The sequence below is a fragment of the Rhodovulum sp. PH10 genome, assembly GCF_000293785.1.
GTDB lineage: Bacteria > Pseudomonadota > Alphaproteobacteria > Rhizobiales > Xanthobacteraceae > Rhodoplanes.
Genome location: NZ_AKZI01000094.1, coordinates 1 through 14,085, shown reverse-complemented (window position 1 = coordinate 14,085; position 14,085 = coordinate 1). Strand labels below are relative to the sequence as shown.

The following is a 14,085-nucleotide window of genomic DNA, read 5'->3' as shown; positions in this document are numbered from 1 at the left end:
GTCCGGGCAGGGCCATCGGCTCGGCGCCCGGACTCCCTCGCCCCGCGAAGCGGGGAGAGGGTGGGGGGCAGCGGGCGCACCCGCAATCTCCGCTCGTTCCCGCGCAAGCGGGAATCCAGGCTCTTCACGACGATCTCGGTCCCCGCTTTCGCGGGGACGAGCGGAGGGTAGGCCGCGACGAATGCGGTGCGAGCGGCGCTGCGCCGCCGACGGTGCCTTCGAGGGAGGCCGGACAGAAAAAGGGCCGGAACGACGATGATGAAGCCTCTGTTCAACCGCATGGCGCTGATCGGCGTCGGCCTGATCGGCTCCTCGATCGCGCGGGCCGCGCGCGAGCAGGGGATCGTGCGCAGCATCGTCGCGACCGCACGCTCGGGCGCGACGCGCGCCCGGATCGCCGAGCTGGGGCTCGCCGATCAGGTGGTCGACACCAACGCCGCCGCGGTCGACGGCGCCGATCTGGTGATCCTGTGCATCCCGGTCGGGCGTTGCGGCGAGGTGGCGGCCGAGATCGCCCCGCGGCTCGCGCCCGGCGCGATCGTCACCGATGTCGGCTCGGTCAAGGAGGCGGTGGTGCGCGACGTCGCCCCGCATCTGCCGGACACCGTGCATTTCGTGCCCGGCCACCCGGTCGCCGGCACCGAGAATTCCGGTCCCGACGCCGGCTTCTCCGAGCTGTTCATCGACCGCTGGACGATTCTGACGCCGCCCGAGGGCACCGATCCCGGCGCGGTCGACCGGCTCGCCGCCTTCTGGAGCGCGATCGGCGCGAACGTCGAGACCATGTCGCCCGAGCACCACGATCTGGTGCTGGCGGTGACCAGCCATCTGCCGCACCTGATCGCCTACACGATCGTCGGCACCGCCGCCGACCTCGCCCAGGTGACGCGCTCCGAGGTGCTGAAATTCTCCGCCGGCGGGTTTCGCGACTTCACCCGCATCGCCGCGTCCGACCCGACCATGTGGCGCGACATCTTTCTCGGCAACCGCGACGCGGTTCTCGAGATGCTCGGCACCTTCGGCGAGGATCTCGCCAAGATGACGCGGGCGATTCGCCGTGGCGACGGCGACACGCTGTTCGAGCTGTTCACCCGCACCCGGGCGATCCGCCGCGGCATCGTGCAGATCGGCCAAGATTCCGACACGCCCGATTTCGGCCGTCCGCAGAAGCGCTTGCCGCCGCTGCCGCGACCCTATATGGCGGACGGGGAGTAGCATCGGGTGGTGCGTGGCGGTGTGGTGGTGCGGTTTTGCGCGCTCGCCGCGAGTGAGGGCGGGGGCTCGGAATTCCCGTTAACGTTCGGTTAACCATGCCCTCCTAAAAATTACGACATCCTTAACCTCTTCTTTCGAGGTTCGCGATGTCGACTGCGATCGGGTCGAGCACGGCGTATTCGGGCTTCGGGTCCGGCGCCTACACCCAGAGTTCCGCCGGTTCCAAGACCTCTGCCCAGAGTGCGACCACGTCCGCTTCGGCCCAAGGGTCGAGCGGGGCGGGGTCGAGCCAGGCCGGCGGCGATGCCGCCACCTCGCTGACCCTGTCGGCGGAGGCGCGGGCCTATCTCGCGGCGATGTCGACCAAGGCCGACACCTCCACCGTCTCCGCCAGCGACCGGGCCGCCGCGATGCGGGTGTGGCTCGACGGCCGGTACGAGACGCTCGGCATCTCCTCGGCGCTGGTCGACGGCCAGCCGGCGGTCGACTTCTCCTCGCAGGAGCGGGCGGCGCTCGCCACGGTCGCGGCGAACACCGACGATCTGTTCACCGCCGACGAGCAGAAGGCGGCCGAGACGGTGCTGCAGCAGCGGTTCGACGCGGCGATGCAGTCGCGCGTGGTGCTCGCCCGCCACAGCGGCGACTATGCGAGCCTCTATCAGGCGGCGGCGGACTATCTGAACGCGGCCGGGCCGGAGGAGCGCTCGACCGCGACCTGGGTCGCGCAGTCGAAGGCGGTGGCCGCCGGGCTCGCCGTCGCCAAGGCGAATTTCGGCAAGGCGCCGACGACCGGCGACGCCGCCGACCCGGTGCGCGCGCTGCTCGACCACACCACCACCGCCGACACCGGATCGACCGACGCCGATACCGACATCTCGAAGGTCGCGGAGAACGCGCGCAAGCGGTTCGACGCGCAGACCAACGCGGCACGCGACGCCGGCCAGGAGCTGGTGTTCGACGCGGGCCGCAAGACCGGCCGGATGGTCGATCTCGGCGCGTTCGACAATCGCGAGCTCGCCGCCGTCGCCCAGAACCAGGACGGCCTCTTCTCCGCCGAGGAGGTGCGCGCCGCCCGCACCGAGCTGAACGGCCGCGGCCGCAGCGCGATGCTCTCCGCGCTCACCGGCAGCGGCACCGACGCCTATGGCCGCAGCGCGGCGCTGCTCGACCGCTATGCGGAGATGAGCCCGGAGGAGCGCTCGGTGCTCGGCATCGGCGACGACTTCGTCGACACGGTGCTGGAGAATTACCGGCTGATCGCCTCGATCCAGAAGATGCTCGACGGGTCCGGCCCGACCTCCGCCGTCGGCGCGCTGTTCTGAGCCGGCTCGGCGGTCCTTTCGGTAGGGCGGCCGGCATCGCGCATCCCGTCTCACGAGCGGTGGATCACGTCCCTCGCGCGTGCCAGCGCTCGGTGATCCGCCGCAGGAGGCCCGGCGGCGGCTCGGCGGCGGGGGCGACCAGCGGCGGCGGCGCCACGCGCGCGCTGCGGCCGCCGGCTTTTCGCGATCGCTTGCCGTGCGGCAAGAACGCCCGGCCGACCAGATGCGGCGCCAGCCCACCGAGAAACAGCTGCTCGTGCGGCACGGCGAGCCGCTCCACCGCATCGATCAGCGGCAGCCAGTCCATCGCGCGGATGTCGGGCATCGGCGTGCGGGCCGGGCCGTCGAGCGCCTGCATGCGCCAGAACTGCGCGAGCTTGATCCCGCCGCGCACCGGATAGGACACCACGCCGAGAAACTCGTGCACGGTGACGTCGTGGCCGGTCTCCTCGATCACCTCGCGCCGGGCGCCGTCGATCGGGTCCTCGTTCGGCTCGAGCTTGCCCTTGGGCAGCACCCAGTTGCCGTCCTTGCGGCGCTGGACGATCGCGATCAGCGGCGTGTCGCCCGGCCACACGACGATGCCGCCGGCCGCGAATACCTGCTTGCGTGCCATCGGGGCTCCCGTCTCTCGTCCGGCCGGTGTGGTGTCGCGTCGCGTCGCGTCGCCTCTATAACGCGGGCACACGACGAGTCGACATCCGGGGTGCGCCGGTCTTTCCGGTTTCGGACGGAGAACGGGGTCGTGGAGGAAGCGAGGGGGCGACGACGGAATCCGGCCCCGGCCCCGGCGAGGCGTCACGCCTTGTTGCGGGAATCGAGCGCTTCCTGCACCGCGACCTTGATCTCGGCCAGCGTGAACGGCTTGGTGATGACGTCGTGGATCAGCGACTCGAGCCCGTGGGCGCGCTCGCGCTGGTCGGCATAGGCGGTCATCAGCAGGATCACGAGGTCGGGATAGTCGCGCGCGGCGGAGAGCGCCAGCGCGATGCCGTCCATCAGCGGCATGCGGATGTCGGTCAGCAGGAGGTCGAACTGCCCCCGCTGGCGGCCGAGGATGTCGAGCGCGGCGGCGCCGTCGGCGGCCTCCACCACGTCGTGCCCGTCCTGGGTGAGCGCACGCACCACCAGGTTGCGCAGCGTGTCCTCGTCCTCGGCGATCAGAATGCGGGCCACCGAACCGTCGTCCCCGTTTGGCGCCGGCCGGATCTCAGCGGTCCTGGCGCGTGAAGAAGCGTACCGTGATGTCGTGCCCGCCGACCGGTGGCGAGGCGAGCCGGGAAACGAATCGCTGGGCCTCCCCCGGCACCAGCCACGATTTCTGCGGCAGCGCCGTCCAGTCGTAGACCTCGGCGCCGGCGGCATTGCGGAAGGCGAAGCGAAGCCGTGGTATCTCGATCCGAACCTTGCTGGTGTTGACGATGGTGCCGGACACGATCAACACCGGCACCCCTTCGGTCAAGTCCTTCTGCACCTTGACGTCTTCGAAGGCGATCCCGCGCAGGTTGACGGGCATGCCGAGGGTGGCGAACAGCGAGGCGGTCTGCGGCATCGCCCGCACCAGCTCGACCCGGAAGGCGAGGATCGCCGCGACCACCACCGACAGCGCGAGCGCCGCGGTTCCCCAGCCGGGCCGGAAGCCGCGCTTGCGCGGCGGCCTGGCGACCGCCTTCTGGCGGGCGAGTCGGCGCGCCTCGGCGGCCTCGAAGGCGGCCTCCCAGTCGGGCGGGGCGTCGTCGCCGTTATCGGCGGTTTCTGTCTCGCCGTCGTCCTTCTCGCTCTCGTCCGCGTCTTCGTCGTCGTCGGGGTCGCTCTCACGGCTTCCGCCACTGCCGGCGGCCGGCACGGTCGAGGGGGCATCGGCGACGTCGGTCGCGGCCTTGCCGGGGGAGGAGGCGGGCGAGGCGGCCAGCGCCTCGTCCCAGGACGGAACGTCGTCGTCCTCCACCAGCCGGCTCGCCGCAGCCGCCGGGACCGGGCGCGGCGCCGCCTCGGCGCGTGCCTCCCCGGGTGCGGCGGCGGCCATCGCGGCGGCCGGGGCGCTCGCGTCGGCGGTCACCGCCGATTCGGGCGTCGCGGTCCACACCGTCTTGCAATTGGCACAGCGCACCGTCCGCCCGCGTCCCAGCGACGCGGCGGTCACTTCGTACCAGGAGTCACATTGCGGACATACGATCTTCATGGCGGCGAACAAGGGATCCGTTCGGCCCATTATGCCTCGGGCTTCGTTAATGATCCGGAAACCACGCGCGGACCACCGTGAGTACCGCAGTGGTGGGGTGCTTCGGCCGTGGGCGTGCCGGCGCGCCCTGGTTCCTGTAAAAAAGGCCGAATCGCCCGCGATCGCGGGTGCGGCGGCCGGCCGGCGAGCCCACTGGGCGGCGGGTCGGGCGGCCGAACGGGCACCGGCGGAGGCCAGTTCGAAAAGGCGCAGGCGGAGAGCGGCGTGGTTCGGTTCGAGAAGGTGGGATTGCGATACGGGCTCGGACCGGAGGTGCTGCGCGACCTCACGTTCCGGATCGAGCCGCATTCCTTCCAGTTCCTCACCGGGCCGTCGGGCGCCGGCAAGACCTCGCTCCTGCGGCTGCTTTTTCTCGCGCTCAAGCCGACCCGCGGGCTGATCACCATCTTCGACCACGACGTCGCCACTCTCGACAAGGATTCGCTCGCCGTGCTGCGGCGGCGGATCGGCATCGTCTTCCAGGACTTTCGCCTGCTCGACCACATGACCACCTACGAGAACGTCGCGCTGCCGCTGCGCGTGCTCGGGCGGGAGGAGGGGAGCTACCGCCAGGAGGTGCGCGAGCTGCTGCACTGGGTCGGGCTCGGCGAGCGGATGTCGTCGCTGCCGCCGGTGCTCTCGGGCGGCGAGAAGCAGCGCGCGGCGATCGCCCGCGCGGTGATCGCCCGGCCGCAGCTGCTGCTGGCCGACGAGCCGACCGGCAATGTCGACCCCAATCTCGCCAAACGCTTGCTGCGTCTGTTCATCGAGCTGAACAAGTCGGGCACCTCGGTGGTGATCGCCACCCACGACATCGGCCTGATGGACCAGTACGACGCCCGCCGCCTGGTGCTGCACGAGGGCCGGATCCACGTCTATGATTGAGCCGACATGACCGAGCCGAGCGCATGATCGCCCCGTCCGAACGCGCGCCGAAACGCCATGGGCTGCGCCTGCCGCACGCCGGCCGGGTCCGCGACCTGCTCGGCCACCCGCCGCACGAGGCGCCGATCGTGCCGAAGAACTCGATCTCCGGCCGCGCGCTCACCGCGGTGGTGGCGATCATGACCTTCCTCGCCTCGCTCACCACCGGGGCGGTGCTGCTGGTGCTGTCGGCCGCCTCCGACTGGCAGGCGGACGTCAGCCGCGAGGTGACCGTCCAGGTGCGCCCGGTCGCCGGGCAGGACCTCGAGCAGGCGGTCGAGCGGGCGGTGGCGATCGCCCGCGGCACGCCGGGGGTCACCGCGGTGCGGGCTCAGACCCGCGAGGAATCGGCGCGCCTGCTGGAGCCGTGGCTCGGCAGCGGCGTCTCGCTCGACAGCCTGCCGGTGCCGCGGCTGGTGCTGGTGCAGATCGCGACCGACCGGCCGCCCGACCTCGCCGGCCTCCGGGCGACGCTGGCGAGCGAGGTGCCGGGGGCGACGCTCGACGACCATCGCGGCTTCACCGGCCGGCTGCGGGCGATGGCCGACACCACCATGATGGGGGGCCTCGCGGTGCTCCTGCTGGTGATGGCGGCGACCGTGCTGTCGGTCGGCTTCGCCACCCGCGGCGCGATGGCGACCAACCGGACGACGGTCGAGGTGCTGCACTTCATCGGCGCCAAGGACGCCTATGTCGCCGGCCAGTTCATGCGCCACTTCCTGCTGCTCGGCCTCCATGGCGGGCTGATCGGCGGCGGCGCGGCGATCGTCGTCTTCCTGGTGCTGGGGGCGGCCGGCGGCCGCCTGCTCGGCGGCGGAGCGGCCGACCTCGCCACCCTGTTCGGCGGGCTCTCGCTCGGCATCGGCGGTTACGTGCTGCTGCTCCTCCAAATCCTGGTGATCGCCGCGGTCACCGCCTTCACCTCGCGCCGGGTGGTCAAGGCGACCCTCGCGGCGGTCGCCTGATTCGTCCGCAGTCGTCCGCCCGCGCGCTCGCGGCCCCCGCCCGAACGGTCGCGGGATGGCGCAAGACGCCTTCCCGCCGCCGAAATTGACGATATGCTGCCTCCCGGACCATGACGCGCAAGCCGACCGACGACGCAAACAGGAGCCCCGATCTCGCGGTGGATCAGCCGCGCGACCGGTTGTCCGCGCGCACGCGGATGTTCGGCTGGCGGCGCATCGCGCTGGCCGCGGTGGTGGCCGGCGGCATCGGCGCGGTGGTGCTCGCGGCCGGCTTCGTGTGGTTCGCCTGGCGGGTGCCGCGCCAGGAGGTGACGCTCTCCGGCAGCGCCGACGGCATCGTCGCGCTCACCGGCGGCGCCTCGCGGGTGCTCGACGCGATCGAGCTGCTCGCCTCCGGCCGCGGCAAGCGCCTGCTGATCAGCGGCGTCAACCGCCAGACCAGCCTCGGCGAGCTGAAGCGCGCCGCGCCCGAATACGAGGCGCTGTTCGAGTGCTGCATCGATCTCGACCACGCCGCCCGCGACACCACCGGCAATGCGGTGGAGACCCGCCGCTGGACCGAGAGCCGCGGCTTTCGCTCGCTGGTGATCGTGACCTCGAGCTATCACATGCCGCGCGCGATGGCCGAGCTCGGCCACCGGCTGCCCGGCATCGTGCTCGTTCCGTATCCGGTGGTGACGCCGAAGCGCGCCGAGCCCTGGTGGGTGAGCGCCGAGAACGCGAAGCTGCTCGCCACCGAATACGTCAAATATCTCGCCGTCCTCGCCCGCATGCGCCTCGAGCCGGTGGTCGATCTGGCGCTCGCCGCCCATCGCCGCCGTGCCGACCCCGCGCCTCAACCCGAACCCGCGTCGTGACCCTTTTCCGCTCGCTCCTCTTCACCGTCGTCTTCTATGTCGTCCTGGTGCTCCATCTGATCGCGGCGCTGCCGACCGTGGTGCTGCCGAGCCGCAGGCCGATGCTCGGCATCGTCAAGACGTTCGGCCGCGTCACCGTGTGGCTGCTCGATGCGATCTGCGGCCTGAAGGTCGAGTGGCGGGGGCTCGAGAAAATCCCGCACGGGGCGGTGCTGGTCGCCGCCAAGCACCAGTCGGCGTGGGAGACCTTCACGCTCGTCCCGCTGTTCGACGACCCGACCTTCGTCCTCAAGGCGGAGCTGACCAAGCTGCCGCTCTACGGCCCCTACACGCGCAAGACCGGGATGATCCCGGTCGACCGCGACGCCGGCCGCGCCGCGCTGGTGGCGGTGGCGCGCCGCGCCAAGGACGCATTCGCCGAGAGCCGGCAGGTGGTGATCTTTCCGGAAGGCACCCGCCGGGCGCCCGGCGCCGCGCCGGACTACAAGCCGGGCATCGCCTTCCTCTACACCGAGGGCGGCGTGCCGTGCCTGCCGATCGCGCTCAATTCGGGGCTGTTTTGGCCGCGCCGCAGCTGGCTGCGCCGGCCCGGCACGATCGTCGTCGAGGTGCTCGACCCGATCCCGTCGGGGCTGCCGCGGAAGGTGTTCATGAAGCGGCTGGAGACCGACATCGAGACGGCGACCGCGCGGCTCGTCGCCGAAGGCCGCCGGCTGCTCGGCGAGCCCGACCCGGCGCCCGCCGCGCCGGATTCTTTCACGCCGGCGGTGTGACACGAGATCCGGTCGATCTGCTCACGAGCTCGCCGAGTTCTCTGCCGTCATCGCCGGGCCGGCCGAAGGCCGTGACCCGGCGATCCATCGCGCTACATGCGAGAACGTTTTTTATCTCGATGGATGCGCGGGTCGGAGCCCGCGCATGACGGATGCATGCATCCGAGGCGATGTGTGCATCCCGGGCGGTTGCTCCGTCGCGTCGAATGTGACGTCGGTCGCTTGGCCGCCGTCGAAGACAATCAGCCGAGCCGGCCGCCGTCCGCCAGCGCAAAACCGTGGCGGGCCAGAATCTCGAAAAAGGCGTCGCTGCCGAGAAAGGCGTATTCGGTCTCGCGCAGGCCGGTCAGCGGATCGAGGCGGGTCAGCTCGTCGTCGACGGTTCCGGGGTGGCACATGATCAGCCCACCGTCGCGAAAGCCCGTCAGGAAACGCGGAAACACGGCGGCGTAGTCGGTGCCGGGGCGAAACGTGTAGGTGCCGGCGAACAGGGTGTTGGTCGCAACGCCGGCGCGGCGGGCTTTTCGGCGAAAGCGACGGCCGAGCCGGTCGATCACGAAGCCCTTCGGATCCCCCGCAGCGCGAAACAGCGCGCCGCGCCGGCCGGCGCATTGGCGCACCCAGGCGCCGGGCGCCGAACGCTTCACGACGTCCAGAAACGCCTCGCGCACGCCGGGGAGAAGGTGCACGTGCTGGTGGCCGTCGACGAAATCGGGCGGCCGGCCGAAGGCGGCGACGAACGCCTTCGTCTGGGCGTCGATCTCGCACGCGACCACCGCCGGGTCGGGCCGCTTCAGGTGCGAGCGCACCAGCATCTTTCCGATCGGCAGAAACGTGCCGTCGGGCGCCAGCGGCGAAAAACCGGTGAGCGGGCGGAACGGCGCCGTGAGGGTGACGTGCAGGCCGATCGCCGCGCGCTTCTTCGGCACGTTGAGCGCATCGAGCCGAGCCGCCTCGGCGGCCGAGAACGTTTGCGGCAAGACCATCACGCTGGTGGCGTTCAGCCGGCCGCGGGCGATCAGGTCGCGGATCGCGGCGTCGACACCGGGTGCGAGGCCGTAATCGTCGGCGCACAGCACGATGCGGCGGGCGACCGGCGTCGCCGGCCCGGCAGCGCTTCCAGTCATGCCGCCCCCCGGCTTTGCCCGGCCTCGTCGCCGGCGGCTTTTTTCGGCTCGCCGTCGGCGATCCGCACCACGTGCTCGGCGACGAAATAGACCGGCCGCCCCTTGGTCTCGGAGAGGATCTTTCCGATGTACTCGCCCATCACCCCGATCATGATCAGCTGCACGCCGCCCAGCACCATCAGGCCGACCACCAGCGAGGGATAGCCCGGCACCGCGATGTGGAAGAACAGCGCCTCGATCAGGATCTGCAGGCCGAACAGGAGCGCGGTGGCGGCGAGCGCGATGCCGAGCAGGCTGGCGATCCGCAGCGGCGCGACCGAGAAGGAGGTCAGCCCCTCGATCGACAGCGCGATCAGCGCGGCCGCGTTCCAGCTCGTCACCCCGTGCTCGCGCTCCGCCGGCTCGTAGTCGATGCGCAGCTGGCGGAAGCCGATCCAGCTCGCGAGCCCCTTGAAGAAGCGGTTGCGCTCCGGCATCCGCCGCAAGGCACCCGCGGCGCGCGGCGACAGCAGGCGGAAATCGCCGGCGTCCTCCGGGATCTTGTGGCGCGCACCCCAGTTCACCAGCGTGTAGAACAGCCGGCCGCTCAGGCGGCGCATCGCCGGCTCGTTGCGGCGGTGCGCCTTTGCCGTGAACACCACGTCGTAGCCGTCGTCGAGCCAGTGGCCGACCAGCCGCTCGACCATCGAGGGCGGGTGCTGGCCGTCGGCGTCCATGAACAGCACGGCGCCGCGCCGCGCGTGCTCGAGCCCGGCGAGCAGCGCCGCCTCCTTGCCGAAATTGCGCGACAGCCCGACCACCTGCACGTCGATCCCGTCGGCCGGCAAGCTCTCGGCGATCGCCAGCGAGCCGTCGCGGCTGCCGTCGTCGACATAGACGACCTCGCAGGCGAGCCCCCAGCGCGCCTTCAGCGTGCGGGCGACCGCGGCGAGACGGGCGTGCAGGGTCGCGAGCCCCTCCGCCTCGTTGTAGACCGGGACGACGAGCGACAGCCCGGCTTTTGCCCGGCTCGCGGCGGTGTCGGAGGAAGGGAGGTCGGCTGCGGTCTTGCCGGAGCGATCCGCGCCCGGCCGGGAGACGCCCGCCTCCTGCCGCATTGCTGGTTCACCCGACGCCATCGACCTGCTCCTCGCTCGCGGGCGCGCTTATAGCGCACCGTGAAATCGCTGTCGCCGGCCCGAAAGGTGCATTCCGCGCTCGGCGACGGCGCGCCCTGATGCTATCGAGCCCGAATGAAGACCACCTTGGACACGATGCTCGCCCGCGCTGCGCCCGTGCTGCGCCAAAAGCTCGGCGTGCGGCTGCCGATGCTGCGCAAGGCGCTGAGCTTCGCCTTGATCGGGGTGGTCAACACGCTGGTCGATGCGAGCGTGTTCTTCCTCGCCTACGGAATGCTGACCGGCTCGCCGGCGGCGCTCGACCTGTTCTCGGCGATGGCGACGCGCTTCGGTTTCGGCGAGGGCGCCGATCTCGCGCTGATCGTCGCCAACCTGATGGGCTGGATGGTGGGCGTCACCGGCTCGTACCTGATGAACTCGACCATCACCTTCGCGGCGGAATCGGGCCGAAAGCTGCGGCTGCGCGACTACGGCACCTTCGTCGCCTCCGGCGTGCTCGGCGCGATCGGCAACACCACGACGCTGGTGCTGGTCGCCCAGGTGATGCCGGTGTGGGTGGCCAAGGCGAGCGCCATTTTGGTGAGCTTCGTGCTGAACTTCACGATGTCGCACTTCGTGGTGTTCCGCCCGCGCAAATCGGCCGAGCAGGCGCGCTCCTGAGCGTCGTGGCCGTCAGGCGCCGCGGGAGGTGTCCGCGGCAAATCCGTGGAAGCGGCACCAGTCGTCCGGCGCCGCGCGGGCGGTGCGAAAGGCATTCGCCGGGTGGTTTTGGTCGCCGTGGCCGAGCGCGATGCCGCAGAACAGCATCTCGCTCTCCGGCAAGCCGAGATGGTCTCGCACGATTGCGTGGGCGAGCGTCCACGCCTCCTGCGCGCAGGTGGCGAGACCCGCTTCCTCGGCGAGCAGCATCAGCGTCGCCACATATCCGCCAAGGTCGCTCCATTGCGGCGGGCCGTGTCGCCGGTCGAGCGCGACGAGAATCCCGACCGGCGCGCCGAAGAACGCGAAATTGTGCCGGAACTGGGCGCGGCGCCCCTCCGCGTCGGCCCGGCCGATGCCGAGCGCCGCATAGAGCTGCAGCCCGACCGCGCGGCGGCGGGCGGCGAACGGCTCCCACAAGGGCTCGGGATAGATCGCATAGTCGCCGGCGAGGTCGCGCGGGTCGCGCTCGCCGATCGCCTCCAGCACGGTCTTCACCAGGGCCGCCAGCGGCTCGCCGGTCAGCACGTGGACGATCCACGGCTGCAAATTGCCGCCCGAGGCCGCCCGGCCGGCCCGCACCACGATGTCGCGCACCAGCGTCGGATCGACCGGCCGGTCGAGAAAGGCCCGGCAGCTCCGCCGCCGCTCCACCGCCTCGCGAACCTCCACCGGTCAGCTCCGGCTGCGGACGGTGGCGACCGTGGCGATCGCCAGGAGGCACGCGCCGGCGACCACCAGGAAGACGCCGCTCGCATGGCCGTGGTCGAGCAGGAGGCCGAACACGATGGGCGCGAGGATGCCGGCGAGGTTGAAGCCGGTGGTGACGAAGCCGAACACCTTGCCGAAGGTGCCGGGCGGCGTCACCTCCCGCACGATCAGGTCGCGCGAGGGCATCGAGACGCCGGCGACGAGGCCGATCACGCTCATCACCGCGATCGCGCCGACCGGGCCGAGATCGACCAGCGCCAGCACCACGCTCAGCGCCGAGATCGTCAGCATGGTGATGGTGGTGAGCCGGGCCGGCCCGATCCAGCGGGCGGGCGCGCCGCCGAGCAGCACGCCGATCGAGATCGCCAGGAGGTAGCCGGTGAGGCCGCCATTGGCGGTGGTCAGCGGCATGCCCTGGGCGCCGGTCAGCGCCACCGCGCCGTAATTCTGCATGCCCGCCTGCAGCGTCGCGAACAGCATGAAGAACACGAAATTGGCGAGGATGACCGGCGACATCAGGAGGCGCATCGAGCCGCCTCCGGCGGCGTCTGGGGCCGAGGCGTCCGTCCCCTCGCGGGCGTTCTTCGTCTCGCGCTCGGCCGGCGCGCCGGCGGGCCGCGCCATCGCGCTTTCGCCCAGCAGCACGAACCACACCGCCACGGCGAGCCCCGGCAGCGCCGAGGCGACGAACGCGCCGCGCCAGCCGATCGCGTGATGCATCGCCAGCATCGCCACCGGTGCCGCCGCGCCGCCGAGCATGCCGGCGAACTGGTGCATCGCATAGGCGTGGCCGACGCGGGCCTCGCCGACCCGGGTCGACAGCACCGCATAATCCGCCGGGTGATAGACCGCATTGCCGAGGCCGCCGAGCGCGAACAGCGCGACGAACAGCCAGAACGAGGTCGCGAGCCCCGCCGCCGCCAGCGCCATCGCGCCGAGCACCATGCCGGCGATCAACACCTTGCGCGCGCCGATCCGGTCGACCAGGAAGCCGGCCGGCGTCTGGAAGGCGGCGCACAGCACGTTGAAGGCGACCAGCGCGAAGCCGAGCTCGGTGTAGCTCACGCCGAAATCGGCGCGCACGATCTCCAGGAGCGGCGGCAGCGCCAGCAGGCAGTAGTGGGCGACGAAATGCGCCGAGCTCACCGCCGCGATGATGGTGGTGTCGCTGTGCGTGCGCGGGGCGCGCGGGGCGCCGGGGGCCAGCGTGAGGGGGGCTTCGGTCATCGGACGTCACTCTGCGGCAGGCGGGCGGGGGGACTGCGGCCACGCTCGCACGAATCCCGGTGGTAGCGGAAGCGACTTGCGGCGATGCCTGATCCCCCGAGGCTGCCTCGACGCCGCGCGGTTGCGTGAACCTCGGTTCGCAACAAGCTCGGCGCGGCCCGCTGGAACCGTGGATAAGTCTCTCCGAGGCTTGTCGATTGCGTCACCGGACCCGGCTGATTACACTTCGAGTCGACGATACGACACGAACGAGATGGCGGGCGGTTCACCCAACGGAACCGGCCCGAAGGCGATCAATGACTTACGAGGCCCGGACGACTGGCCTCCTCGATCCTGCGCGGGCGGGTGGGGGAGCGGCGTCGGACCCGCCCGGCCTGGTCCGGGCGGTGCTGCCGAGACACGCCCCGGCCGGCCGCGCCACCCGCGCGCCGTGGCCGACCTATGCCGCGCTCGATCTCGGCACCAACAATTGCCGCCTTCTGGTGGCTCGGCCCACCGCCACCGGCTTCCGGGTGGTCGACGCCTTCTCGCGTATCATCCGCTTGGGTGAGGGCGTGGCCGGCACCGGCCGGATCGGCGAGGCGGCGATCGTCCGCGCGGTCGGCGCGCTGTCGGTGTGCCGGGACAAGATGCGCGCCCGCGGCGTGTCGCGTGCCCGGCTGATCGCCACCGAGGCGTGCCGGGCGGCCGAGAACGGCGTCGCGTTCCAGCAGCGCATCCGCGAGGAGGTCGGGCTGGACCTCGAGATCGTCGATCGCGGCACCGAGGCGGAGCTCGCCGCGACCGGCTGCACGCCTTTGATGGATCCGGATTCACGCGGCGCCATCCTGTTCGACATCGGCGGCGGCTCGTCCGAGCTGGTGCGGCTCGACCGCTCGGAGGCGGCCGGCCGTGGCCCGCCGAAGCCGGTGATCCAGGGCTGGGTG

Annotated in this window: 15 protein-coding genes; 8 read left to right on the top strand and 7 right to left on the bottom strand. The window is 71.4% G+C overall.

Annotation, left to right across the window (positions count from 1 at the left end; genetic code table 11):
• Positions 1-258: 258 nt before the first annotated feature.
• Positions 259-1,215, top strand: coding sequence for a prephenate/arogenate dehydrogenase family protein (locus tag A33M_RS15775; RefSeq protein ID WP_202801914.1), 957 nt, complete (start codon positions 259-261; stop codon positions 1,213-1,215).
• A 146-nt stretch (positions 1,216-1,361) separates the two neighbouring features.
• Positions 1,362-2,537: a hypothetical protein gene (locus A33M_RS15770; RefSeq protein WP_008389003.1), complete on the top strand. Its 1,176-nt coding sequence runs from the start codon at positions 1,362-1,364 to the stop codon at positions 2,535-2,537.
• Positions 2,538-2,601: 64 nt separating this feature from the next.
• Here A33M_RS15770 and A33M_RS15765 read toward each other — a convergent pair whose 3' ends face one another.
• The 3 genes from A33M_RS15765 to A33M_RS15755 all read right to left on the bottom strand — a co-directional run bounded on the left by A33M_RS15765 (position 2,602) and on the right by A33M_RS15755 (position 4,719).
• Positions 2,602-3,153: an NUDIX hydrolase gene (locus tag A33M_RS15765; RefSeq protein ID WP_008389001.1), complete on the bottom strand. Its 552-nt coding sequence runs from the start codon at positions 3,151-3,153 to the stop codon at positions 2,602-2,604.
• A 182-nt stretch (positions 3,154-3,335) separates the two neighbouring features.
• Complete coding sequence (locus A33M_RS15760) at positions 3,336-3,713, bottom strand: response regulator (protein ID WP_008388999.1); 378 nt, start codon at positions 3,711-3,713, stop codon at positions 3,336-3,338.
• A 34-nt stretch (positions 3,714-3,747) separates the two neighbouring features.
• Positions 3,748-4,719 carry an MJ0042-type zinc finger domain-containing protein gene (locus A33M_RS15755; protein WP_157223508.1) on the bottom strand — a complete coding sequence of 324 codons (972 nt, stop codon included), beginning with the start codon at positions 4,717-4,719 and terminating at the stop codon, positions 3,748-3,750.
• 264 nt (positions 4,720-4,983) lie between these two features.
• Between A33M_RS15755 and ftsE the strand changes: the two genes are divergently transcribed.
• The 4 genes from ftsE to A33M_RS23525 all read left to right on the top strand — a co-directional run bounded on the left by ftsE (position 4,984) and on the right by A33M_RS23525 (position 8,277).
• Positions 4,984-5,643: a cell division ATP-binding protein FtsE gene (gene ftsE, locus A33M_RS15750; RefSeq protein ID WP_008388996.1), complete on the top strand. Its 660-nt coding sequence runs from the start codon at positions 4,984-4,986 to the stop codon at positions 5,641-5,643.
• A gap of 23 nt (positions 5,644-5,666) precedes the next feature.
• Positions 5,667-6,647, top strand: a complete 981-nt coding sequence (locus tag A33M_RS15745; RefSeq protein ID WP_202801912.1) for a cell division protein FtsX — start codon at positions 5,667-5,669, stop codon at positions 6,645-6,647.
• Positions 6,648-6,757: 110 nt separating this feature from the next.
• Positions 6,758-7,504: a YdcF family protein gene (locus A33M_RS23530; protein ID WP_008388992.1), complete on the top strand. Its 747-nt coding sequence runs from the start codon at positions 6,758-6,760 to the stop codon at positions 7,502-7,504.
• Positions 7,501-8,277, top strand: coding sequence for a lysophospholipid acyltransferase family protein (locus A33M_RS23525; protein WP_008388990.1), 777 nt, complete (start codon positions 7,501-7,503; stop codon positions 8,275-8,277). Before A33M_RS23530 ends, A33M_RS23525 begins: the two co-directional genes overlap by 4 nt.
• 242 nt (positions 8,278-8,519) lie before the next feature.
• Here A33M_RS23525 and A33M_RS15730 read toward each other — a convergent pair whose 3' ends face one another.
• Positions 8,520-9,404 carry a ChbG/HpnK family deacetylase gene (locus A33M_RS15730; protein ID WP_008388989.1) on the bottom strand — a complete coding sequence of 295 codons (885 nt, stop codon included), beginning with the start codon at positions 9,402-9,404 and terminating at the stop codon, positions 8,520-8,522.
• Positions 9,401-10,522 carry a glycosyltransferase family 2 protein gene (locus A33M_RS15725; RefSeq protein ID WP_008388987.1) on the bottom strand — a complete coding sequence of 374 codons (1,122 nt, stop codon included), beginning with the start codon at positions 10,520-10,522 and terminating at the stop codon, positions 9,401-9,403. The genes A33M_RS15730 and A33M_RS15725 overlap by 4 nt, the downstream gene beginning before the upstream one ends.
• A 114-nt stretch (positions 10,523-10,636) precedes the next feature.
• Here A33M_RS15725 and A33M_RS15720 point away from each other — a divergent pair, with 114 nt between their 5' ends.
• Positions 10,637-11,182 carry a GtrA family protein gene (locus A33M_RS15720; RefSeq protein WP_008388986.1) on the top strand — a complete coding sequence of 182 codons (546 nt, stop codon included), beginning with the start codon at positions 10,637-10,639 and terminating at the stop codon, positions 11,180-11,182.
• 12 nt (positions 11,183-11,194) lie between these two features.
• Here the strand turns inward: A33M_RS15720 and A33M_RS15715 are convergent, their stop codons facing one another.
• Entirely contained in the window at positions 11,195-11,893 is a 699-nt protein-coding gene (locus A33M_RS15715) for a nitroreductase (protein ID WP_008388984.1), read from the bottom strand.
• 3 nt (positions 11,894-11,896) lie between these two features.
• Positions 11,897-13,159, bottom strand: a complete 1,263-nt coding sequence (locus A33M_RS15710; protein WP_052027082.1) for an MFS transporter — start codon at positions 13,157-13,159, stop codon at positions 11,897-11,899.
• Positions 13,160-13,455: 296 nt separating this feature from the next.
• Between A33M_RS15710 and A33M_RS15705 the strand changes: the two genes are divergently transcribed.
• Positions 13,456-14,085 (top strand): Ppx/GppA phosphatase family protein (locus A33M_RS15705; protein ID WP_443213304.1); only part of this gene is annotated, 630 nt, incomplete at its 3' end.

Excerpts from the sequence above, each read along its gene's own strand:
- A33M_RS15755 (WP_157223508.1), bottom strand. The coding sequence starts at position 4,719 with ATGAAGATCGTATGTCCGCAATGTGACTCCTGGTACGAAGTGACCGCC.
- A33M_RS15730 (WP_008388989.1), bottom strand. The coding sequence starts at position 9,404 with ATGACTGGAAGCGCTGCCGGGCCGGCGACGCCGGTCGCCCGCCGCATC.
- A33M_RS15775 (WP_202801914.1), top strand. The coding sequence starts at position 259 with ATGAAGCCTCTGTTCAACCGCATGGCGCTGATCGGCGTCGGCCTGATC.
- A33M_RS15770 (WP_008389003.1), top strand. The coding sequence starts at position 1,362 with ATGTCGACTGCGATCGGGTCGAGCACGGCGTATTCGGGCTTCGGGTCC.
- A33M_RS15720 (WP_008388986.1), top strand. The coding sequence starts at position 10,637 with ATGAAGACCACCTTGGACACGATGCTCGCCCGCGCTGCGCCCGTGCTG.
- A33M_RS15745 (WP_202801912.1), top strand. The coding sequence starts at position 5,667 with ATGATCGCCCCGTCCGAACGCGCGCCGAAACGCCATGGGCTGCGCCTG.
- A33M_RS23530 (WP_008388992.1), top strand. The coding sequence starts at position 6,758 with ATGACGCGCAAGCCGACCGACGACGCAAACAGGAGCCCCGATCTCGCG.
- A33M_RS15725 (WP_008388987.1), bottom strand. The coding sequence starts at position 10,522 with ATGGCGTCGGGTGAACCAGCAATGCGGCAGGAGGCGGGCGTCTCCCGG.
- A33M_RS15765 (WP_008389001.1), bottom strand. The coding sequence starts at position 3,153 with ATGGCACGCAAGCAGGTATTCGCGGCCGGCGGCATCGTCGTGTGGCCG.
- A33M_RS15710 (WP_052027082.1), bottom strand. The coding sequence starts at position 13,159 with ATGACCGAAGCCCCCCTCACGCTGGCCCCCGGCGCCCCGCGCGCCCCG.